This window comes from Meridianimarinicoccus roseus, from assembly GCF_003172915.1.
Classification (GTDB): Bacteria; Pseudomonadota; Alphaproteobacteria; order Rhodobacterales; family Rhodobacteraceae; genus Meridianimarinicoccus; species Meridianimarinicoccus roseus.
Genome location: NZ_QGKU01000038.1, coordinates 43,020 through 63,122 on the forward strand (window position 1 = coordinate 43,020; position 20,103 = coordinate 63,122).

Here is a 20,103-nt window from a genome sequence, read left to right on the forward strand (position 1 = left end):
GGTCAGGACCTCGGCTTGTGGACATGTGCGCTTTGTACCAGTCCGAAGGCGGCCAGCAGCACCAGCATCGCCGAACCGCCATAGGACACCAGCGGCAGGGGTACACCGACCACTGGCGCCAGCCCCATCACCATCGACATGTTCACCGCGAAGAACAGGAAGAACGTGCCCGCCACCCCCAGCGTCAGAAGCTGGCTGAAGCGGTCGCGGTTGGTCATCGCGGCGGCGATGCAGAAGACGATCACCGCAGCATACAGCGCCAGCAGCGACATGCCGCCGAAGAAACCGAATTCCTCGGCCAGGGTGGTGAAGATGAAATCGGTATGCTTTTCCGGCAGGAAGTTCAGCCGACTCTGCGTCCCCTGCATGAAACCGCGCCCGGTCAGACCACCGGATCCCAGCGCGATCTTGCTTTGCGTGATGTGATAGCCCGCGCCCAGCGGGTCCGACGACGGGTCGAGGAACGTGTCGATCCTGCGGAACTGGTAGTCCTCCAGCAACTGCCAGTCTGTCCCGCGCGAGCGCAGCACCGCCGACACCAACCCCGCGCCTGCCGCGATCACGGCGGCGAAATAGGCCCAATGCACACCTGCGAGGAACATCACGAAGCCGCCCCCCGCCAGCAGCAGGATCGAGGTGCCCAGATCTGGCTGTTTGAGCACCAACGCCACCGGCAAGAGGATCAGCATGACCGGCACGATCACCCAGAGCGGGCGCGACGTCTTGGACAGGTCCAGCCAGTCGTAATAGGCCGCCAGCATCATCACGAGCGAGATCTTCATCAACTCGGACGGCTGCAGCCGCATGAAGCCGATATCGATCCAGCGCTGCGCGCCCATGCCAACGATGCCGAAGAACTCCACCCAGACCAGCAGAACCAGCGCCACCAGATAGGCCAGCGCCGACAGGTTGCGCCAGATCCGGATCGGCACCATAGCCACGATGAACATCACGGCCAGCCCGACGGCGAACCGCTTGGCCTGCGGTTCCACCCAGGGGCGGAACGATCCGCCCGCAACGGAATAGAGCATCAGGAACCCGACGCAGGCGATGGCGGTCAGCAGCAGAACCAACGGCCAGTTCAGGTACAGCACCTTGCGCGGGCCGGCGGGAATCGTCTTGACGTTGTATTCAAGGTAACTCATGCGCGGCTGCTGCCGGTCTGGCCGGGGGCACGCTGGCGCAGGGGCAGGCTGCGCTGCTGTTGCTCGATATTCTCGCGCTGCGAGGCGGGATAGGCCTCCAGCGGGGGCAGATCGCCATTCAGCACACGCAACAGTACGTCGCGCGCGATCGGCGCGGCCGCCGCCGACCCGCCGCCGCCATGTTCCACCACCACCGCGACGGCAAAGCGCGGGCGGTCCGCCGGGGCATAGCTGACGAACAGCGCGTGGTCGCGCCGTTCCCATGGCAGATCCTCGTTTCGGAACACGCCGCGCGCGCGTTCGGCGGCGGTGATGTTGCGAACCTGGCTGGTGCCGGACTTGCCGGCCATCAGCATCGTCTCGTCCACGATGCGCGAGCGGTAGCCGGTGCCGCGGCGCGAATTGCTGACCGCGCTCATGGCGCGGCGGATCGCGCGCAGGTTGGCCGGGTCGAGGTCCAGTGCGCCGGTGCGCCGCACCTCCTGCGGCACGCCGTCGATCGCCCGCACCAGCCGGGGCGCGATGTCGGTGCCCGCCGCCAGTCGCGCTGTCATCACCGCCAGTTGCAGCGGCGAGGCCAGCACGAAGCCCTGGCCGATGCTGGCGTTGATCGTGTCGCCGATCACCCAGCTTTCGCCGCGCCGCTGCTGTTTCCAGTCAAGTGTCGGGGTCAGACCCTCGGCCACGGCGGACATCGGGATGTCGTGGCGCACGCCCAGCCCCAGCTTGTTCGCCATGGCCGAGATCCGGTCGATGCCGACCCGCTGCGCGACCTCGTAGTAATAGACGTCGCAGGACTGCACGAGGCTGTCATGCATGTTCATGTGGCCGTGCCCGCCGCGCTTCCAGCAATGGAAGCGGCGGCCCGCGGTCTGCAGGTAGCCGGGGCACCAGAACGTGTCCTCGGGTCCGACGATCCCGGCCTCCAGCGCCGCAAGGGCGGTCACCATCTTGAAGGTCGATCCGGGCGGATAGACGCCCTGCACCGACTTGTTCGCCAGCGGGCGATACTTGTTCTCGGTCAGCGCTCGATAATCGGCGACCGAGATGCCGCGCACGAACAGGTTCGGATCGAAGGTCGGCGCCGAGGCGATGGCCTTCAGATCGCCGGTCTCCACGTCCATCACGACGGTCGCCGCGCTTTCCCCCGCCAGCCGTGCCTGGACATAGTTCTGCAAGCTCTCGTCGATGGTCAGCTGCACGTTGCGCCCGGCGACGCCTTCGTCGCGGGACAACTCGCGCATGACGCGGCCCGCCGCGTTCACCTCGATCTGGCTGGTGCCCGCGCGGCCGCGCAGCACGTCCTCCATCCGCGCTTCTACGCCGCTCTTGCCGATCTGGAAGCCGGGGATCTGGAGCAGCGGGTCGGGATCGTCCAGCTTGGACAGGTCGTAATCGCTGACCGGGCCGACATAGCCGACGATATGTGCAAAATCGGACCCCAGCGGATAGGTGCGCGACAGACCGACCTCGACCCGGACGCCGGGCAGGGCTGGCGTGTTGACCGCGACGCGGGACAGGTCCTCCCAGCTCAGCCGGTCGGCGACCGTGACCGGCACGAAGCGCACGCGGCGCTGCGTCTCGGCCAGGGTGCGGGCGATGTCCTCGTCGCTCAGGGGAATGATGCGCCGCAGCCGGTCCAGAACCGCAGCAACGTCGCCTGCGTCCTCGCGCACGATCACCACGCGGTAGTTCTGGTCGTTCTCGGCGATCGGCACGCCGTTGCGGTCGAAGATCAGGCCGCGTGCCGGGGGCAGCAGGCGCAGGTTGATCCGGTTTTCCTCGGCCAGCAGGCGGAACTTGTCGGCTTCCTCGATCTGCATCTTGCGCATCTGCCAGGCCAACAGCCCGGCGAAGGCCATTTGTGCCCCGCCCAGCACCAGCGCGCGGCGGCCGATGCGGCGGGCGCTGTCGTCGGTATCCTTCACAGGGCGCCTCACGACCGGGCCACCCCGGCGCCGAAGCCTTCGATGGCGGGACGCTTGCGCACGCCAAGCCCATAGTGCAGCAGCCCCACTACCGGCGGGTAGGCGGCCAGCGTTACCGGCACGCGCAGAAGTTGCTGGCCCAGCGTCGGCTGCTGCACGAAGAACAGCGACTGCGCGCCCCAGTGTGCCAGCACAAGTCCGGTCATAACGCCGCCGACCATGGCACATTCCACCGGGAAGGGCATGGCGCGCAGCGGGCGCTGGCGGCGGCGCAGCCATTCGGTCGCAAGCACCACCAGCCCCGCCCACAGGCCCGGCGGGCGCATCAGCATCATGTCCGCCAAAAAGAACAGCGCGGCGATCAGCAGCACGGGCAGCAGGTCGGGGCGCCGTACCACCCATGCCAGCACGAGGCACAGCAGCAGGTCCGGCGTCGGGATCCCGCCCGCCGCCTGTTCCAGCGGCAACAGCTTGATCAGCACGACGAGCGCGGCAAGCCCGGCAAACAGCGCCCAGTGCGCCAGCCGCGTGGACAGGCGCAGGTCAGTCATTGCCGCTGCTCCCGGCGCTAGCATCGCCCGTGCCCTGCGCGTCGGTTTGCGCCTGCGGTGCGGGGGGCAGCAGCGCGGCCGCGCTCTCACCCACCAGCCCGCCGGTGTCGGCGATCGGCTCCGGCCCGTCGTAGCGCAGCACGCGCAGGAACTCGAGCCGCCCGTAATCGGCCGCCAGCCGGACCCGAAGGCGTCCTTCGGGGCTCTTGGCGACCTGACCCACAAGGATGCCCGCGGGGAAGATTCCGCCATCGCCGGAAGACACGACCCGGTCGCCGGGCCGCACGAGGTCGGGCGTTTCCAGGAATTCGATCCGGGGCAGGGCGCTGTTGTCGCCGCTCAGCAGCACCTGCTGGCCCGAGGGCTGGATCGTCACCGGGATGGCCGAGGCCGGGTCGGTCAGCAGCATTACCCGAGCCGTGCTGTCGCCCACGCCCGAAATCCGGCCCACCAGCCCGATCCCGTCCATCGCGGCCCAGCCGTCGCGAATGCCGTCGCGCGCGCCGACATTCAGCAACACCGATTGCCGGAAGGGCGAGCCGCTGTCGGCCAGAACGCTGCCGGTCACGAAGGTCAGCTTTGGGTCGAGCTTCACGTTGTTCAGGTCCAACAGTCGGGCGTTCTTCTGTTCCAGTTGCAGCGCCGCTTCCTTCCAAGCCTGCATTTGCTGCAATTCGCGGCGCAACTCCTGGTTCTGTTCGAACAGTCGCGCGTAGGAATGAAAATCCTCGGCCATCTTCGCAAGCCCGGTGACCGGCGCCATCGCCCAGGTGACGTGCGGGATCACCGCGTCCATCACGTCGCTGCGCAGCCGTTCCACGCGCGGGCTGTCGATGCGCCAGACAAGGAACACGCCGAACAGGCATGCAAGGCACAGCAGGACCAGCAGCCGCCGCACCGGGCGGAAATGTTCCGTGCCTTTCTCCATGCTGTACGCCATCTCGATCCCTGGCCTGCCTGCGGGGCCGCGCGACGGTCCCGGTCTAGCTGTCGTAGTCTATCACATGTCGCAGCTGGGTTTCATACTCCAGTGCCTTGCCGGTGCCGATGGCGACGCAGTTCAGCGCCTCGTCGGCGACGGTGATCGCAAGCCCGGTCTGCTCGCGCAGCGCCAGGTCCAGATCGCCCAGCAGCGCGCCGCCCCCGGTCAGCATCACGCCGCGGTCCACGATGTCGGCGGCAAGATCCGGCGGGGTCGCCTCCAGCGCCGTCATAACAGCCTCGCAGATCTGTTGCACGGGTTCTGCCAGCGCCTCGGCGACCTGGCTCTGGGTGATTTCCGTTTCCTTCGGCACGCCGTTCAGAAGGTCGCGCCCGCGGATCATCATGGCCGTGCCACGCCCGTCATCGGGCATCCGCGCGGTGCCGATCTCGGTCTTTATCCGCTCCGCCGTCGCCTCGCCGATCAGCAGGTTGTGCTGGCGCCGCAGGTAACTGATGATCCCTTCGTCCATCCGGTCGCCGCCCACCCGCACCGAGCGGGCATAGACGATGTCGCCCAGCGACAGCACCGCGACCTCGGTGGTGCCACCGCCGATGTCCACCACCATGTTGCCGGTGGGGTCGGTGATCGGCATCCCCGCGCCGATGGCCGCACTGATCGGTTCCGCGATCAGGCCCGCGCGGCGCGCGCCCGCCGAAAGCACCGACTGGCGGATCGCCCGCTTTTCCACGGGGGTCGCGCCATGCGGCACGCAGACGATGATCTTCGGCTTCGAGAAGATGCCGCGCCGGTGCACCTTGCGGATGAAATGCTTGATCATCTCTTCGGCAACGTCGAAATCTGCGATCACGCCCTCGCGCATCGGACGGATCGCCTGGATGCTGCCCGGCGTGCGGCCCAGCATCAGCTTGGCGTCCTCGCCGACGGCCAGCACCTTCTTCACGCCGTCCTTGACGTGATAGGCAACGACCGAAGGCTCGTTCAGGATCACGCCCTTGCCCTTGACGTAGACAAGCGTGTTTGCCGTGCCCAGATCGATTGCCATGTCTGCCGAGAACAGACCGCCCCAAAGTGCCATGCCGATCGTCTTTCTGCTCTGCCATAGGATGCATCCCGCGAGTCGTCCCGCAGGTTGGAACCGCTTATAGGCGCGGGGGCGGAAGCGCGAAAGGGGGCGCCGCCGTCAATCGGACGACGGCGACGCAATGATCGGCGGTGCGCCGCCGCACCGGAAAACTCATTAAAGTCTCGTAGGATCCGTTGGCGCTGGCATCTTGTTAATTCGTCAGTCTGCAGGAAAAGTGAACGGAATCATGGTAATGAAACGACTGGCACTGTTTGCGGCGGCGCTGATGCTGCTCGCTTCGCTCAATGCAGCCTCGATCACCGCCGATCTCACGCTGGATTTTTTCGACTCCGGTCCCGGGCCGACCGCGGGTCCCTATGGCGCCACGAACAGTCCGGCCACCTAGCCCGTGCCCCTGCCGCTGTCCTGTGCGCCCGATGGCGACACGAACGCCTTCGTGTCCTTGCCCTCGGGCTCCTTCCTGACGCTCGGTTTATCAGCCGGTTTCATCTTTGACGCACCCTGCCAAGACGACCCGTTCATCGACGAACCCGGCGCGGGCGCCGAGAACGCAGAGTCTTCGTGTCGACCGATCTCGGCGCGACGTCCACCGATATGGGCGCAGCTGCCGGTGCCTCGAAGACCAGCTTCGATTTCGCCGCCTGCGCGGGCACCGGGAATGTCAACGCAGTGCGGATCGTCGGCCTGACAAAGGGGGCAGTTCGCCCGGGTTTGACTTGCCCTTCGTGCGCGGAGAGTAAGGCAGCGTCGTGATCGAGCCGCAGGTATCCCAGGATACCGATGCCCGCGGCCGGTCTGCTGCTGCTGCCTGCGCTCGGTGCGTTGCCGGTGTTGGCGCGCCGCCGCAAGGGCTTGCACAGTGGGACTGACACGGTCCCGCGCGATACATCACGACACAAGGCAAGGCGCGGCGGACCGACGTCGTGCCTTTTCGTGTCGGCGGCGTTCAACCCGCATCCTTGTAGCTGACTTCCTTGCGGTCTGTGCCGGTCTTGTCGCGACGCAACACCAGCCGGTTCAGTGCCGCCACATGGGCCTTGACGTTGGCGACCACACTGTCGGTATTGGCCGACTGTTCTGTGACGATGCGCCCATCCTCCTCCATGCGCACGCTGACAGTGGCCTGAGAGTGGGTGCCTTCGGTCACCGCGTGCACCTGACAGAGCTGGAGCCGCGCGCCGTGCGGGAAGATCTGCTTGACCGCGTTGAACGTGGCATCGACCGGGCCGTCACCGTGCCCACGTGAAAAGGCCCGGCGCTATGGCCGGGCCTTGCTAAGTCATGTCAACCGGCGCGGATCAGTCGTTGCGGCGGCGCAGGCGCAGGGCACCCATGGCACCGAGACCGGACAGGATCAGCGGCAGTGCCGCGGGCACTGGGATCGACGGTGCCTGCTGCTGGGTGATGCCGGCATAGGTCACCCGCTCCTGCGAGAAATTATAGAAGCCGAACGCACCATTGCTGAACGTCCCGCCGTTCATCGCTGCGGTGTAGCTCAGTTCAACGATGCCATCGACCTTGACCTCGATCAGGTTCTGCGTGAATTCCAGATCGAAGGCATAAAGCCTGTTCTGCGCATAGCCTGTCGTGCCCAGGTTGACCGCGCGCTGCACCTCGGTGACCGGGGCATCATGCTGCCACCAGGGTCCGTTCACGCCGGTATCGGTCGAGGTCAGGTTGCCGGACACGTGGCTCAGGGCAAGGCCCGCGGTCTGGCCGGACTGCTGACCGCGTTTCCAGTCGATCAGCCAGAAATCGGCCGTCGCGCTGTTGATCTCGTTCGGTTGGTAGCCCAGCACGAAGCCGATGAAATCGTCGTCGGTGCTGCTGCCGACGCTGATCGTTCCCGACAGTTGCGTGCCTTGGGCATTGGTCCCGGTTCCGGTGGGACCATCGTCGAAGAAGACGGTCGGCGTGCCGTTGCGGCTCTGGAGGACAGAATCGCTGTTGACGCCTTGCACGGTCCACGTTCCCGCGTTGTTGTTGGGGTTTCCGTTCTCGACCCAGCCCGACAGGTCGACTCCGGCGGCGCTTGCCATGCCCCCGGCCAGGCAAAGGGCGGTGGCCGCGCCCAGAGTTGCGATGATTTTCATAGCACTTTGTCCCTCATTTTAGCAAGTCACTGACAGAAAGTTATCGATCTACATACTTTCGACGCAAGTGCGGTGTTGCGGGCTTGCGCGTCGGCGCGGGGCCGCGCGCGAAACCCCCTCCGTCGCGGCGCAGCTACGGCGGGGGCAAGTCATTGATTGGTCGGGGGTTATTGACCCGGCGTCACCACTGGCGACCGGCCGACCCGCCGGGCTGCCCGGTTAACCAGGATCGATTTTTCCGGAAACCTTCAACCTGAGTTTGCGACGGGCCCCGAACGGCACGACCGCCGACCGTTTCCGCCGCACGCTCAGATTGATCCGGCTGCCCGTCGCGCGACTCAGCCCGCGTCCTTGTAACTGACTTCCTTGCGGTCTGTGCCGGTCTTGCCGCGACGCACCACCAGCCGGTTCAGTGCCGCCACATAGGCCTTGGCGCTGGCGACCACCGTGTCGGTATCCGCCGACTGGCCCGTGACGATGCGCCCATCCTCCTCCATGCGCACGCTGACAGTGGCCTGAGCGTCGGTGCCTTCGGTCACCGCGTGCACCTGATAGAGCTGCAGCCGCGCGCCGTGCGGGAAGATCTGCTTGACCGCGTTGAACGTGGCATCGACCGGGCCGTCACCGGTGGCGGTGACCTGGTGATCCACGCCGTTGACCGTCAGTGTCAGGTCGGCCGATTGCGGTGCCTCGGTGCCGCAGATCACCCGCAGGAACTTGACCTTGAGGTGCTCGTTGCCCGCTTCCATCGCGGCATCGGTCATCAACGCGATCAGGTCTTCGTCGTAGACCTCTTTCTTGCGGTCGGCCAGCGCCTTGAACCGCACGAACACGTCCTTGAGCTGGTTGTCGCCCAGCTCATAGCCCAGATCCTTCAGCTTCGCGCGCAGGGCCGCTCGGCCCGAATGCTTGCCCATCACGAGGCTGGTCTCGGCCAGCCCGATATCGGCCGGGCGCATGATCTCGAACGTCTCGGCGTTCTTCAGCATCCCGTCCTGGTGGATGCCGCTCTCGTGGGCGAAGGCGTTCTTTCCGACGATCGCCTTGTTCGGCTGCACCTGGAAGCCAGACACCGTCGCCACCCGGCGCGAGATGTTCATGATCTTGGTGGTGTCGATCCCGGTTGTGAAGGGCATGATGTCGCCGCGCACCCGCATCGCCATCACCACCTCTTCCAGCGCCGTGTTGCCCGCGCGTTCGCCCAGCCCGTTGATCGTGCATTCGATCTGCCGCGCGCCGCCTGCGACGGCGGCCAGTGCGTTGGCCGTGGCGAGCCCGAGATCGTTGTGGCAGTGCGTGGCAAAGATCACGTCCTCGCCGCCCTCGACCTCGGCGATCAGGCGGCGGATCAGATCGGCGCTTTCGACGGGCGCGGTGTAACCCACCGTGTCGGGGATGTTGATCGTCGTGGCCCCCGCCTTGATGGCGATCTCGACCACCCGCTTGAGATAATCCCACTCGGTCCGGGTCGCGTCCATCGGCGACCATTGCACGTTGTCGCAGAGGTTGCGCGCATGGGTGACTGTCTGGTGGATGCGCTCCGCCATCTCGTCCATCGTCAGGTTCGGGATCGCACGGTGCAGCGGCGAGGTGCCGATGAACGTGTGGATGCGCGGGCTGCGCGCTTCCTTCACAGCCTCCCAGCAGCGGTCGATATCTGTCAGGTTGGCCCGCGCCAGCCCGCAGATCGTGGCGTCCCGTGACAGCTTGGCGATGTCGCGCACCGCCTCGAAATCGCCCTCGCTGGCGATCGGGAATCCCGCCTCGATGATGTCCACGCCCATCTCGTCCAGAAGCTGGGCGATCTCCAGCTTCTCGGCATGGGTCATGGTGGCGCCGGGGCTTTGTTCGCCATCGCGCAGCGTGGTGTCGAAAATCCTCACGCGGTCCTTGGGTGCGGAATTGGCTTCAACGGTCATGGTCTGTGGTCCTGTCAAGTGTCGGTCGGTCTTAGCGGGTGAAACGGCGCGGCACAAACCCCTGAGCGCTCGCGCCGATACGGCACGCTCAGAGGCGGCTAAGACCTAGAAGACGCAGACGGGTGCGCGCGGCGGCCGGTGCGGCGGCGCGCGGGGCAGGGCAGTGATATGCGGACCCGTATGTCATGGATGCCTTATAGACCGCCCCGCGGCACGTGAAAAGCCGTGAATTTCAGCTGATCGGGCAGGGCGGGCCAAGGTCCAGCGGCTCGGGAATGCTGGGCCGCGTCGGAACCCAGTCGAAGGCCATCACCCGCTGGCTCCAGTCGTACCCGATGAACATCTGTCCGGTCTGCGGCTGGATGGCGACCGCCTCGGCATCCATCCCCCATTCCGAAAGGGGCGTGACCGACAGCAACTCGAACTGTGCCGAGAACTCGAAAAGCGCGTTCAGACCCTCGTTGTCGTCCACCACGAGGATGTTGCCACTCACCGGGTCCCGTCCGATCCCCTGCGGCTCCACCATCGGCGTAGACAGCGTTTCGCCCCGGATGCGCCGTACTTCATTGCCATCGGCATCAAGTTGAACCAGAAGCGCCGGGTCGTCGCCCACGATCAGCATCGCGCCCTCCGGGTCGAGATGGATGCCTTCGATGTCATAGAGCCCCGGCAGGATCTCGAACACCGGTCCCTGCGCGCGCCCCTCCCGGTCGAAATGGCGGAAATCGCCGAAGCCGTTGCCGACAAGGATCGTGTCGCCCGTCACCGTGATCGCCCGCACCCGCGGAAATCCCGTATCGAAGCGCCTGATCTCGCGCCCGCCGGGGGTGACGAGTACGATCTCGGGCCGCTCCTGCGCGATCCACAGCCCGCACAATTCGGCGTCATAGGCCAGCGAGACGGGCTGCGTGACGTCCCAGCCGATCCGGGGCCACAGGTCCAGCGCAACCGCCGGGGCGGGCAGGGCAAGGGCAAGGCACAGCGCGGCTGGTTTCATCGTGGTCCCTCCGGTCACAGAAAAGATGCGCCGCGCGCCCGCCCGGTCAAGCCCGTGCGGCTTGCAGTGCATCGCCGCAGGAGGCATCCTGACCGCTTCCCGACCGTGCCCCCACCAGCGGAGACTGCGATGACCTTCGGCGACGCGATACGCAAATGCTTCTCGGACTACGCGACTTTCACGGGCCGCGCCCCGCGGCCGGAGTTCTGGTGGTTCTTCCTGTTCGGCATGCTCGGCAAAGTGGCGTTCTCGATCCTCGATACAGCGGTGTTCGCGGCCGACACGGCCGGGCGGCAGGTCGGCGTGTTCGGCGCGCTCTTTTCGCTCGCGGTGCTGCTTCCGACCATCGCGGTTGGCGTGCGGCGTCTGCACGATCTCGACAAGTCGGGCTGGTGGTACCTTCTGATCCTGATCCCGGTCCTTGGCGGGCTGGTGCTGCTGTATTTCTTTGCACAGAAGGGCAGCGTTGGCGACAACCGCTTCGGTCCGCCCGCCGCTCCACCCGAAGCCCCGCCGATCTGAGCGTCCGGGCGGTGTCCCGAAAGGTCCGGCTGGAGACGGGTCCGGCTGAAAGTGGGGCCTCCCGCCCGTCTTCGACACCTGCCGGTGTCTCATCCCGTTGGGCCCGGCAGCGCGCGTGCCGCGCGCTGCGCGATCGCTTGGCGGCAGCGCCGCGCCATCGCCCCAGCGCTGCAGGCGTCCGGGTCAGCGACGGCACGGCACAGCGCGCGTGGCGATGAGCCAAAAAGCGCCGGTCAGGCGTCGCATCGCCGGTGCCGGGTCGCGTCTGCAAAGTCTTTGACCGGACCCTCGAGCAGATTACGTCCCAGCCGACCAGAGGCGACGGGGACACTCATGACCACAGCACTTCTCATCGGCGACACGGGCGGCATAGGGGCCGCGCTACGGGCGGAGCTTGAAACCCGCGGCGCGTCCGTCACCGGGCTGTCGCGCGCCACGGGGCTCGACGTCACCGACGAGGATAGCGTCAAGGCTGCGCTTGCCCCGCTCGACGGCCCGTACGACCTGATCTTCGTGGCCAGCGGCGCACTCACGAACGGGCAGGGCCCGGAAAAGACCCTGCGCCACCTCGCCCCGGCCGAGTTTACCGCGCAGATGCACCTGAACGCGCTCGGTCCCGCGCTGGTGCTGAAACATGCGCTGCGGCTGATGCCCCGCGACCGGCGCTCGGTCTTCGCCGCACTGTCCGCCCGCGTCGGCTCCATCGGCGACAACCGCCTGGGGGGATGGTATTCCTATCGCGCGTCCAAGGCCGCGCTGAATGCGCTGATCCACGGCGCGGCGGTGGAGATCGGCCGCACCCATCGCCACGCGATCCTCGCCTGCCTGCATCCCGGCACCGTCGCCACGCGCTTCACGCAGAACTACCCCGACCACGACAAGGTCACGCCCAATACGGCGGCCTGCCGCTTGCTCGACGTGATCGACAGGCTGACGCCCGAGCAGACCGGCGGCTTCTTCGACTACGCGGGCAGGGAGATCCCGTGGTGAGCCGCGTTGTCCTCGTTCTCGGTGACCAGTTGTCGCCCGACCTGTCGGCGCTGGCGCAGGCCGACCGGGACACCGACCTCGTCGTGATGGCCGAGGTCCGGCAGGAGGCGACCTACGCCCCGCACCATCCCAAGAAGATCGCCTTCCTGTTCGCCGCGATGCGCAAGTTCGCAGCGCAGCTTCAGGAAAGGGGCTGGCAGGTCGCCTACACGCGGCTCGACGATCCGGACAACACGCACAGCATCGCAGGGGAACTTGTCCGCCGCGCCGCCGCCCATGGCGCGACCGAGGTGCTGATGACGGAATGCGGTGAATGGCGGCTGCGCGCCGCGCTGGCGGACGCGGACTCCTACGGGAGTCATATGAAAGTCATACGATTTTCCGACACCCGTTTCATTGCCTCGCAGGCCGAATTCGACGCCTGGGCGGAGGGGCGAAAGCAACTTCGGATGGAGTATTTCTACCGCGAGATGCGCCGCAAGACCGGCCTCCTGATGGATGGCGACAAGCCCGTGGGCGGGCAGTGGAACTTCGATCATGACAACCGCAAGCCTGCGAAAGGAAAGGATCTTTTCGCCTCGGGTCCGCTGCGGTTCGATCCTGACGAGACGGTGGAGGAGGTTCTGGCGCTGGTGGAGCGTGAATTTCCCAGCAATTTCGGGGCTTTGCGGCCGTTCTGGTTCGCCACGGACGCGGCGCAGGCGCAAGCCTCGCTCGATCACTTCATTGCGCAACGCCTTGAAACCTTTGGGGATTACCAGGATGCAATGCTGCGGGACGACGGTTTCCTGTCGCACGCGGTGTTGGGGCTGTACATCAATGCCGGGCTGCTCGATCCGCTGAAGGTCTGCCAGGCAATTGAAAATGCCTATGAAAACGGCGATGCGCCGATCAATGCGGTGGAGGGGTTCATCCGTCAGATCCTGGGCTGGCGCGAATTCGTGCGCGGCATCTATTTCCACGAAGGGCCGGACTATACGCTACGTAATGCTCTGAATCATCAACGGAAACTGCCGCAGATGTATTGGGGCGGGGAAACCCGGATGGCCTGTATGCAAGCCGCGATCGACCAGACCCGCGACGAGGCCTATGCCCATCACATTCAGCGCCTGATGGTGACGGGCAATTTCGCGCTGCTGGCCGGCGTCGCCCCAGCCGAGATCCATGAATGGTATCTGGCCGTCTATGCCGACGCCTTCGAATGGGTGGAGGCCCCCAACGTCATCGGCATGTCGCAGTTCGCCGACGGCGGTGTGGTCGGTTCGAAACCTTATGTGTCTTCAGGGGCTTACATCAACCGTATGTCGGATTACTGCAAGGGGTGCCACTATTCGGTCAGCGCAAAGACGGGCGAGAAAGCCTGTCCCTTCAACCTGCTTTACTGGCATTTCCTGATCCGGCATCGTGATCGGTTCGAAGGCAATCCCCGTATGGCGCAAATGTACCGGACCTGGGACCGTATGGACGAAACCCGCCGTGACACGGTCCTGTCCGAAGCGCAGCAGACGCTAAAAGATCTGAGCGAAAACAAGATTATATGAAGTAAGGCTCACATCTCTTCGAGAGACTGCCGCAATGACGCATTTCCCTGCGGCGCGGATGATGTGATGGAGGCGAGTACCGGAATCGAACCGGTGTACACGGATTTGCAATCCGCTGCGTAACCACTCCGCCAACTCGCCAGAGTGCGCCGGAGTTAGGATGTGCGCGCGGCGCCGTCAAGAGCAATCACGCCGATGGTGCCGACCCGGAAGGGTCTTCCGCATCACCATGTATCAGTTTCGTAATCCGACCAGTCTTCGCGAGCGGCGAAGGTCATGCCCGTTCCGTTTCCGAACATGCTGATCGGGGCGACGCTTTCGTTCGTGTCGGTGAAGTCCGACCGCGCGAAGAAGATCATGTAGGGTCTGACAGTGCGCATGACCGTGCATTCCTGCGCGTTTGCGGCGTCTCGCATGGATGCGAAGGGCACGTCGGGACGTGCGGCACTGGCCACGATATGTGAAAGCCAGCCGTCATCCAGCCGGATCACCAGTAGGACACCCTCGTTCCGGAAACTGCTCTTGATGTAGTCGATGGCATAGTCCTTCTCTCCGGTCAGGCACTGTCCGATACCCGTGCTGTCGGCTGCGGACTTTTTCCGGCTCGTGGCGGCCGAGGCGTTGGCCGTCGCTCCTCCGAAGGAATTGCGCAACGTAACGTCAAGCCCGCCGGTCCGGATGCCCGTGGATCTGTGAATGGGCGAAGCCGACCCGGTGACGTGGAACTTTTTCACACCCTTGTAGAATGTCGTCGTCATGGTCCCCCCTTCAGTTGCGGTCATACCCTGCGGCACTTGGCGTTCGGGTTCCTTGCATCCTAGAGATTCCGTTGGGCCAAGCTGTGCCCGCGCGCACAGTTTTCAGCTCACAGTAACCGCGCCGCGCGCGGCGCGGGGGGCACGGGCGATTGGTCGCGCGGCCTGCTTGACAGGTTGCCGGACCCGGCGTTTCGTGGCACTTGCGCTGCAACCGCATCCAGACAAGGGGTCAACGCTCATGCCCGATTTCAAGACACGCCGTTTGATGATGGTCGACACGCAAGTGCGCCCGTCGGATGTGACCAAGTTCCCGATCATCGACGCGATGCTGAAGGTCCCCCGCGAGCTTTACGTCCCGAACGAAAAGACCGAGGCCGCCTATATGGGCGAGAACCTTCCGCTTGCCCCCCGCCGCGTGCTGCTGGAACCCCGCACCTTGGCCAAGATGCTGGACGCGCTTATGCTGCGGCCGGAAGATCTCGTGCTCGATCTGGGCTGCGGCTACGGCTATTCGTCGGCAGTTATCGCAGAAATGGTCGAAGCGGTCGTGGCCATCGAGGAAGATCCGGACATGGCCCGCGAAGCGGAACGCACGCTGGCCGCCGAAGGGGTGGACAACGTGGCTGTGATCGAGGCGGCGCTGACCGAAGGCGCGCCCAAGCACGGCCCCTATGACGTTGTCGTGATCGAGGGCGCGGTTGAGCAGTTGGGTGATGCAATTCTGGCACAGCTGAAAGAAGGTGGGCGCATAGCTGCCATCTTTGCCGAAGGCGCGCTTGGCGTGGTGCGCATTGGCTATAAAAGAAACGGGTCGGTTACCTGGCGGTTTGATTTCAATGCGGGCGCGCCGGTGTTGCCGGGATTCGAGAAGACCGCAGATTTTGCGCTTTGATCCGCTGCGGTCGGGCGCCGAGAGGATGCACGAGTGACGCAAATGCATAAGAAGGCCGGGCGCAAGACGATCGGACGCCGGACGGTGGGGCGCCTCGCGGCGCTTGCGATGGGAACCTGTCTGGCCGGGATGGCACCGGCTGAGACACTGACCGACGCGCTGGTTTCGGCCTACAATAACAGTGATCTTCTGGAACAGAGCCGGGCCGTGTTGCGGGCCGCCGACGAAGACGTGGCCGGGGCCGTCGCAGCGCTGCGCCCGACGCTCGACTACCAGGTACAGGAAACCTACGGCTACACCGACAACCCGTCGCTTGGCCGCACACGTGACACGTTCAGCACAAGTCTCGATCTCGTGTCGGAACTGGCGCTGTTCACCGGCGGGCGCAACAGGCTGGCGATCGACGCTGCCAAGGAATCCGTCCTTGCCGCGCGCGAGGGTCTGGTGGTGCAGGAGCAGACCGTGCTGTTCAACGCGGTCGATGCCTACATGACGGTTTATGCGGCGGTCGAGACGGTGGAACTGCGCCGGAATTCCGTGCGCGTTCTGAACGAGGAAGTGCGTGCCGCGCGGGACCGCTTCGACGTGGGCGAGGTGACGCGCACCGACGTCGCGCAGGCCGAGGCGCGCCTGGCCCAGGCCGAGGCGGACCTTGTCGCCGCCGAAGGAGACCTTGAAACCGCGCGCGAACTCTACAACCTCGAAGTTGGGCGCTATCCCGGTGTGTTGGCCGCACCGCCGCCGCTGCCGGAAGCTGCGCCGACCGAAACGGCGGCGCGCGATGTGGCGCTGCGCAGCCATCCGCGTATCCTTCAGGCCCAGCGGCTTGTGACCGTGAACGAGATAAACGTGACCAGCGCCGAGGCCGCCGTGCTGCCGACGCTGAGCGCGCAGGCCTCGGTCGGGTATTCGAACGCGGACGACACATTCGGCACTACGGATTTCGATTCTGGTGCAAGCGTCGGACTTACCTTGCGGGGACCGATCTATCAGGGCGGTGCGCTGAACTCGCTGTTCCGCCGCGCCAAGGCGCAACGCGACAACACGCGCGCGCAGCTGTTGCGCACCACCGCCGAAATCTCGGAACTCGTCGGGCGGTCCTGGGCCGTGCGTGATGTGGCGCGGGCGCGGCTCGTGGCGACGGACCGCCAGATCGAGGCGGCCCAAATCGCCTTCGATGGTACCCGAGAGGAAGCGACGCTTGGCGCCCGCACCACGCTGGACGTGCTGGATGCCGAACAGGACCTGCTCGATGCACAGGCCAGCCGGATCGACGCGAGCGCGCAGGAACAGCGCGCGGTCTACGGGCTGCTGGCGTCGATGGGGCGGCTGACGGTCGATTACCTTGGGCTGCCGGTGACGGCCTATGATCCGTCCGCCTACTACAATGCCGTCAGCACCGCCCCCGCAATTGGGAGCGAACAGGGCATCCAGCTGGACCGCGTCCTGAAAAGCCTCGGGCGGCAATAGCGCCGCCCGCCGGATCCCGTCGTTCCGGGGACCGGCAACGCTCGGTTCCCGTCAGACTTTCGGCGGGGCAGCCAGCGACAGAAGACGCGGCAGGTCGATATGCCGTTCCAGATGGTCCGCCAGCGCATCGAGAGCGTCTTCCACGCCCGCCTCGAACCGGTAGGACGGCCCGGCATGGCCCAATTCCGACAGGTAGCGCGCGCGGAAGCCGTCCGCGGCGAAGAGGCCATGCAGATAGCCGCCACGCACACGGCCATCCGCGCTTTGCGCCCCGTGCGGGCGCCCGTCGATACGCAGCCACGGGCGCGCGGTGTCTGGGCCCTCTGTCCGGCCGACATGGATCTCGTAGCCGCGCAGCGCATCTCCTGTCGGCAGATAGGTCGCGCTGTCCAGGGACAGGTGCTTTTCGGGCGTCATCACAGTTGACACGTCGAGTAGGCCCAGCCCATCAACCGTCTGCGGCGCGCCCTCGATCCCGTCCGGGTCCGCGATGACGCGGCCCAGCATCTGGTAGCCGCCGCAGATCCCCATGACATGGCCGCCGCGCCGGACATGAGCCGCAAGATCGATGTCCCAACCCTGTGAGCGGAAATCGGCAAGATCGGCGATGGTCGCCTTGCTGCCGGGTATCAGCACGAGGTCGGCATCGCCCGGCAGCGGCTGGCCGGGCTGAACGATCAGCACATCGACCGACGGATCGGCATTCAGCGGGTCGAGATCGTCGAAATTGGCAATCCGGCGAAGGCGCGGCACCGCCACCTTCAACCCGTCCCCTGCATGGCTGCGAATGTCCATGATGTCCTCGGCGGGCAGACGCCACGCGCCGTCGAACCACGGCAGTACGCCCAGCGAAGGCCAGCCGGTGCGGTCCGCGATCGCAACCAGCCCTTCGTCGAAAAGCGTCGGATCGCCCCGGAACTTGTTGATGGCGAAGGCGCGGATGCGGTCGCGATCCGCCGGGGGCAGGACCGCGTGGGTGCCGACAAGCTGCGCGATAACGCCACCCCGGTCGATATCGCCCACCAGTACAACCGGCACGTTCGCCGCCTCGGCAAAGCCCATGTTGGCGATGTCGCCGGTGCGCAGGTTGATCTCGGCCGGGCTGCCGGCGCCTTCAACCAGAACGAGGTCGCACCCGTCGCAAAGACGTCGGAAGCTGTCCAGCACGGCCTGCATCAGCCGGGGCTTTTCGCGGGCGTAGTCGCGCGCCTTGAGCGTGCCGGTGCGGCGGCCCTGCACGATGACCTGCGCGCCGCGTTCGCTTTCGGGCTTCAGCAGGACCGGGTTCATGTCCACCACCGGGTCGCGCCGTGCTGCGCGGGCCTGCAGCGCCTGCGCCCGGCCGATCTCGCCGCCATCGACGGTGACGGCGGCGTTGTTGGACATGTTCTGCGGCTTGAACGGGGCGACGCGCAGGCCTTGCCGAACGAAGGCTCGGGCCAGTCCGGCAACCAGCATCGACTTGCCGACATTCGATCCGGCACCCTGGATCATGATGGCACGGGTCATGCGGCTGCCCTTCGGGTGGTCATTGCCGGAATTGTGGCAAAAAAAACGCGCCTGTGCGGCGCGTTTCCTTCTGCCTTGTGGGCCCGGTTCAGGCGGCTTCGGCCTGCTGGTTCCGGCGCTCGCTTTCCTCGCGCGACAGCGCAACAGAGGTGCGCACACCCTTGCCCACGAATTCCATAAGCCCGGACACAACCCGTTCGTTCGGGTCGATCCCGGCACAGCTCAGCACTTCGCGGCCGTCGCGGGACCGCGCCCAACGGGCGATCTGCTCCGGCCCGTTGCCGTATTTCTTGTCATCCGCGATCGCGTCGTCCAACGCAGCCAGAACGACCGCCGCAAACAACTTGCGTGCGCGGTTGCCCTGTTCGTGGCTGTACGCGGTGCCGTCAACAAACTCGCCCATGTGGGTTCCTTTATTCTTGCTCTTGCATCTTTGGGGGTGCGGTGCACTATGCCTTTTTTGAGGCGATTCGATATTGCGTTTTAGTCATACCACAGTTGCGCAAGATGCATAGCTCAACGTCGATTTTCAGGCTTGACCGGCGGCTTGCCTGCGTTGCGAAGGCTGGATATAGGTGCGGGAAACAATCTTTCAACCTTTCGTAAGAGGCCTGTGATGCCCAAGATCAACGGTAACGAAATCCGCCCCGGCAACGTGCTGGAGCACAATGGCGGGCTGTGGGCTGCCGTGAAGGTCGATCACGTCAAGCCGGGGAAGGGCGGTGCGTTTGCTCAGGTTGAACTCCGCAACCTGCGTAATGGTTCCAAGCTTAACGAACGGTTCCGGTCTGCCGACAAGGTGGAACGCGTGCGCCTCGAACAGAAGGACCAGCAGTTCCTGTACGAAACCGACGGGATGCTGGTCTTCATGGATGCGGAAACATACGAGCAGATCGAACTGCCCGCCGACATCTTGGGCGACCGTCGCCCGTTTCTGCAGGACGGCATGACCATCGTGGTGGAGTTCCACGAAAGCGAGGCGCTGAACGCGACCCTGCCGCAGAAGGTGACCTGCAAGATCGTCGAGACGGAGCCGGTCGTGAAGGGCCAGACCGCCGCCAACAGCTTCAAGCCCGCGATCCTAGACAACGGCGTGAAGGTCATGGTGCCGCCCTTCGTCGGGCAGGACGAAGAGATCATCGTCAACACCGAGACGATGGAATACGCCGAGCGCGCTTGAGGATTTTTTCGGGCGGCTGAAACTTCCCTGGCCGCCCGTCCGTAGCTTCTGATGTTGGCACCGTACTGGTGCCCCACGCAACAGGAGTTACCATGAAGACCTTCCCGACACTCACCGCCCTCGCGTTCGCCGCCACCACGACGGCCGCGCTGGCTGCCGGTCACGGCATGGCGCCGATGGTCGAGGCAAGCGACCAGAGCGTTTCGAATGGCGTTGTCAGCGCGACCCGGATCGCAGCGCAGGAAAACGGCTGGCTCGTGGTGCACCGCACCGGCGCCGACATGAAGCCCGGCCCGGTGGTCGGCCATGCGCCGATCCGTGCAGGCGTAACCACCGACGTAGCCGCCATTCTGACCGAGGACGTCCAGCCCGGCGACATGCTGATGCTGATGGTACATTCGGAAGATGGCGGCATGCAGACCGGCATCTTCGAATACACGCTGGGCGCCAAGGAAGATGGTCCGATCCGCGTCGACGACGCGCTGGTAATGGACATCATAACCGCCCAGTGACACGCCAAGGCCCGTGCGGGTACGGGCGGCCTGCTACCTGGCTGCTCCAACCCGTCGGCCCTGCGC

General features: G+C 65.5%; 19 protein-coding genes, 1 tRNA gene and 1 pseudogene. 8 read left to right on the plus strand and 13 right to left on the minus strand.

The features are described 5' to 3' along the window. Positions 1–2: 2 nt before the first annotated feature. The 5 genes from rodA to DKT77_RS12005 are packed head-to-tail and all read right to left on the minus strand — an operon-like array spanning position 3 to position 5,645. Positions 3–1,145 carry a rod shape-determining protein RodA gene (gene rodA / locus DKT77_RS11985; RefSeq protein WP_109811938.1) on the minus strand — a complete coding sequence of 381 codons (1,143 nt, stop codon included), beginning with the start codon at positions 1,143–1,145 and terminating at the stop codon, positions 3–5. After that, entirely contained in the window at positions 1,142–3,085 is a 1,944-nt protein-coding gene (mrdA, locus tag DKT77_RS11990; protein WP_109811939.1) for a penicillin-binding protein 2, read from the minus strand. The genes rodA and mrdA overlap by 4 nt, the downstream gene beginning before the upstream one ends. After that, positions 3,082–3,624, minus strand: a complete 543-nt coding sequence (locus DKT77_RS11995) for a rod shape-determining protein MreD (RefSeq protein WP_109811940.1) — start codon at positions 3,622–3,624, stop codon at positions 3,082–3,084. The genes mrdA and DKT77_RS11995 overlap by 4 nt, the downstream gene beginning before the upstream one ends. Further along, positions 3,617–4,564, minus strand: coding sequence for a rod shape-determining protein MreC (gene mreC, locus DKT77_RS12000; RefSeq protein WP_109811941.1), 948 nt, complete (start codon positions 4,562–4,564; stop codon positions 3,617–3,619). The genes DKT77_RS11995 and mreC overlap by 8 nt, the downstream gene beginning before the upstream one ends. 43 nt (positions 4,565–4,607) lie before the next feature. Then, positions 4,608–5,645 (minus strand): rod shape-determining protein, encoded by a 1,038-nt coding sequence (locus tag DKT77_RS12005; protein ID WP_109811942.1) that lies wholly within the window; start codon positions 5,643–5,645, stop codon positions 4,608–4,610. 241 nt (positions 5,646–5,886) lie between these two features. On the opposite strand from DKT77_RS12005, the gene DKT77_RS21010 reads away from it, so the two are divergent. Continuing rightward, positions 5,887–6,039 (plus strand): hypothetical protein, encoded by a 153-nt coding sequence (locus DKT77_RS21010; protein ID WP_238547844.1) that lies wholly within the window; start codon positions 5,887–5,889, stop codon positions 6,037–6,039. A 561-nt stretch (positions 6,040–6,600) separates the two neighbouring features. On the opposite strand, the pseudogene DKT77_RS12010 reads toward DKT77_RS21010, so the two are convergent. From DKT77_RS12010 to DKT77_RS12025, 4 genes and pseudogenes are all read right to left on the minus strand, one after another. Further along, positions 6,601–6,888 (minus strand): annotated as a pseudogene (locus DKT77_RS12010) (alpha-isopropylmalate synthase regulatory domain-containing protein); the annotation flags it as partial. Between the two features lie 64 nt (positions 6,889–6,952). Then, positions 6,953–7,747: a hypothetical protein gene (locus DKT77_RS12015; RefSeq protein WP_238547845.1), complete on the minus strand. Its 795-nt coding sequence runs from the start codon at positions 7,745–7,747 to the stop codon at positions 6,953–6,955. A gap of 338 nt (positions 7,748–8,085) precedes the next feature. After that, a complete protein-coding gene (locus DKT77_RS12020; RefSeq protein WP_109811943.1) occupies positions 8,086–9,666 on the minus strand; it encodes a 2-isopropylmalate synthase in 1,581 nt (526 codons plus the stop codon). A gap of 232 nt (positions 9,667–9,898) precedes the next feature. Continuing rightward, positions 9,899–10,663: an SdiA-regulated/phytase-like domain-containing protein gene (locus DKT77_RS12025; RefSeq protein WP_146204994.1), complete on the minus strand. Its 765-nt coding sequence runs from the start codon at positions 10,661–10,663 to the stop codon at positions 9,899–9,901. 129 nt (positions 10,664–10,792) lie between these two features. Between DKT77_RS12025 and DKT77_RS12030 the strand changes: the two genes are divergently transcribed. From DKT77_RS12030 to DKT77_RS12040, 3 genes are all read left to right on the plus strand, one after another. Further along, entirely contained in the window at positions 10,793–11,185 is a 393-nt protein-coding gene (locus tag DKT77_RS12030) for a DUF805 domain-containing protein (protein ID WP_109811945.1), read from the plus strand. Positions 11,186–11,518: 333 nt separating this feature from the next. Further along, positions 11,519–12,175 carry an SDR family NAD(P)-dependent oxidoreductase gene (locus tag DKT77_RS12035; RefSeq protein WP_109811946.1) on the plus strand — a complete coding sequence of 219 codons (657 nt, stop codon included), beginning with the start codon at positions 11,519–11,521 and terminating at the stop codon, positions 12,173–12,175. Then, complete coding sequence (locus DKT77_RS12040) at positions 12,169–13,716, plus strand: cryptochrome/photolyase family protein (RefSeq protein WP_109811947.1); 1,548 nt, start codon at positions 12,169–12,171, stop codon at positions 13,714–13,716. The genes DKT77_RS12035 and DKT77_RS12040 overlap by 7 nt, the downstream gene beginning before the upstream one ends. A 67-nt stretch (positions 13,717–13,783) precedes the next feature. On the opposite strand, the gene DKT77_RS12045 is transcribed toward DKT77_RS12040, so the two are convergent. Next, positions 13,784–13,857: transfer RNA gene (locus DKT77_RS12045), tRNA-Cys, on the minus strand. Between the two features lie 83 nt (positions 13,858–13,940). Then, positions 13,941–14,474, minus strand: coding sequence for a hypothetical protein (locus DKT77_RS12050; RefSeq protein WP_109811948.1), 534 nt, complete (start codon positions 14,472–14,474; stop codon positions 13,941–13,943). Between the two features lie 238 nt (positions 14,475–14,712). Between DKT77_RS12050 and DKT77_RS12055 the strand changes: the two genes are divergently transcribed. Both DKT77_RS12055 and DKT77_RS12060 read left to right on the plus strand, forming a co-directional pair. Continuing rightward, positions 14,713–15,366, plus strand: a complete 654-nt coding sequence (locus tag DKT77_RS12055; RefSeq protein ID WP_109811949.1) for a protein-L-isoaspartate O-methyltransferase family protein — start codon at positions 14,713–14,715, stop codon at positions 15,364–15,366. A 42-nt stretch (positions 15,367–15,408) separates the two neighbouring features. Next, a complete protein-coding gene (locus tag DKT77_RS12060) occupies positions 15,409–16,836 on the plus strand; it encodes a TolC family outer membrane protein (RefSeq protein ID WP_238547869.1) in 1,428 nt (475 codons plus the stop codon). Positions 16,837–16,887: 51 nt separating this feature from the next. On the opposite strand, the gene DKT77_RS12065 is transcribed toward DKT77_RS12060, so the two are convergent. Continuing rightward, positions 16,888–18,345, minus strand: coding sequence for a cobyric acid synthase (locus tag DKT77_RS12065; protein WP_109811950.1), 1,458 nt, complete (start codon positions 18,343–18,345; stop codon positions 16,888–16,890). An 88-nt stretch (positions 18,346–18,433) separates the two neighbouring features. Further along, complete coding sequence (locus DKT77_RS12070; RefSeq protein WP_109811951.1) at positions 18,434–18,748, minus strand: DUF6280 family protein; 315 nt, start codon at positions 18,746–18,748, stop codon at positions 18,434–18,436. A 213-nt stretch (positions 18,749–18,961) separates the two neighbouring features. Here DKT77_RS12070 and efp point away from each other — a divergent pair, with 213 nt between their 5' ends. Together efp and DKT77_RS12080 are read left to right on the plus strand one after the other, a co-directional pair. Beyond that, positions 18,962–19,525: an elongation factor P gene (gene efp / locus DKT77_RS12075; RefSeq protein ID WP_109811952.1), complete on the plus strand. Its 564-nt coding sequence runs from the start codon at positions 18,962–18,964 to the stop codon at positions 19,523–19,525. A 92-nt stretch (positions 19,526–19,617) separates the two neighbouring features. Then, complete coding sequence (locus tag DKT77_RS12080; protein ID WP_109811953.1) at positions 19,618–20,037, plus strand: DUF7282 domain-containing protein; 420 nt, start codon at positions 19,618–19,620, stop codon at positions 20,035–20,037. Positions 20,038–20,103 lie beyond the last annotated feature (66 nt).

Bases quoted from the DNA above. Each gene is read 5' to 3' on its own strand.
- rodA (WP_109811938.1), bottom strand. From the start codon at position 1,145: ATGAGTTACCTTGAATACAACGTCAAGACGATTCCCGCCGGCCCGCGC.
- DKT77_RS11995 (WP_109811940.1), bottom strand. From the start codon at position 3,624: ATGACTGACCTGCGCCTGTCCACGCGGCTGGCGCACTGGGCGCTGTTT.
- mreC (WP_109811941.1), bottom strand. From the start codon at position 4,564: ATGGCGTACAGCATGGAGAAAGGCACGGAACATTTCCGCCCGGTGCGG.
- DKT77_RS12005 (WP_109811942.1), bottom strand. From the start codon at position 5,645: ATGGCACTTTGGGGCGGTCTGTTCTCGGCAGACATGGCAATCGATCTG.
- DKT77_RS21010 (WP_238547844.1), top strand. From the start codon at position 5,887: ATGAAACGACTGGCACTGTTTGCGGCGGCGCTGATGCTGCTCGCTTCG.
- DKT77_RS12015 (WP_238547845.1), bottom strand. From the start codon at position 7,747: ATGAAAATCATCGCAACTCTGGGCGCGGCCACCGCCCTTTGCCTGGCC.
- DKT77_RS12020 (WP_109811943.1), bottom strand. From the start codon at position 9,666: ATGACCGTTGAAGCCAATTCCGCACCCAAGGACCGCGTGAGGATTTTC.
- DKT77_RS12025 (WP_146204994.1), bottom strand. From the start codon at position 10,663: ATGAAACCAGCCGCGCTGTGCCTTGCCCTTGCCCTGCCCGCCCCGGCG.
- DKT77_RS12030 (WP_109811945.1), top strand. From the start codon at position 10,793: ATGACCTTCGGCGACGCGATACGCAAATGCTTCTCGGACTACGCGACT.
- DKT77_RS12035 (WP_109811946.1), top strand. From the start codon at position 11,519: ATGACCACAGCACTTCTCATCGGCGACACGGGCGGCATAGGGGCCGCG.
- DKT77_RS12050 (WP_109811948.1), bottom strand. From the start codon at position 14,474: ATGACGACGACATTCTACAAGGGTGTGAAAAAGTTCCACGTCACCGGG.
- DKT77_RS12055 (WP_109811949.1), top strand. From the start codon at position 14,713: ATGCCCGATTTCAAGACACGCCGTTTGATGATGGTCGACACGCAAGTG.
- DKT77_RS12060 (WP_238547869.1), top strand. From the start codon at position 15,409: ATGCATAAGAAGGCCGGGCGCAAGACGATCGGACGCCGGACGGTGGGG.
- DKT77_RS12065 (WP_109811950.1), bottom strand. From the start codon at position 18,345: ATGACCCGTGCCATCATGATCCAGGGTGCCGGATCGAATGTCGGCAAG.
- DKT77_RS12070 (WP_109811951.1), bottom strand. From the start codon at position 18,748: ATGGGCGAGTTTGTTGACGGCACCGCGTACAGCCACGAACAGGGCAAC.
- efp (WP_109811952.1), top strand. From the start codon at position 18,962: ATGCCCAAGATCAACGGTAACGAAATCCGCCCCGGCAACGTGCTGGAG.
- DKT77_RS12080 (WP_109811953.1), top strand. From the start codon at position 19,618: ATGAAGACCTTCCCGACACTCACCGCCCTCGCGTTCGCCGCCACCACG.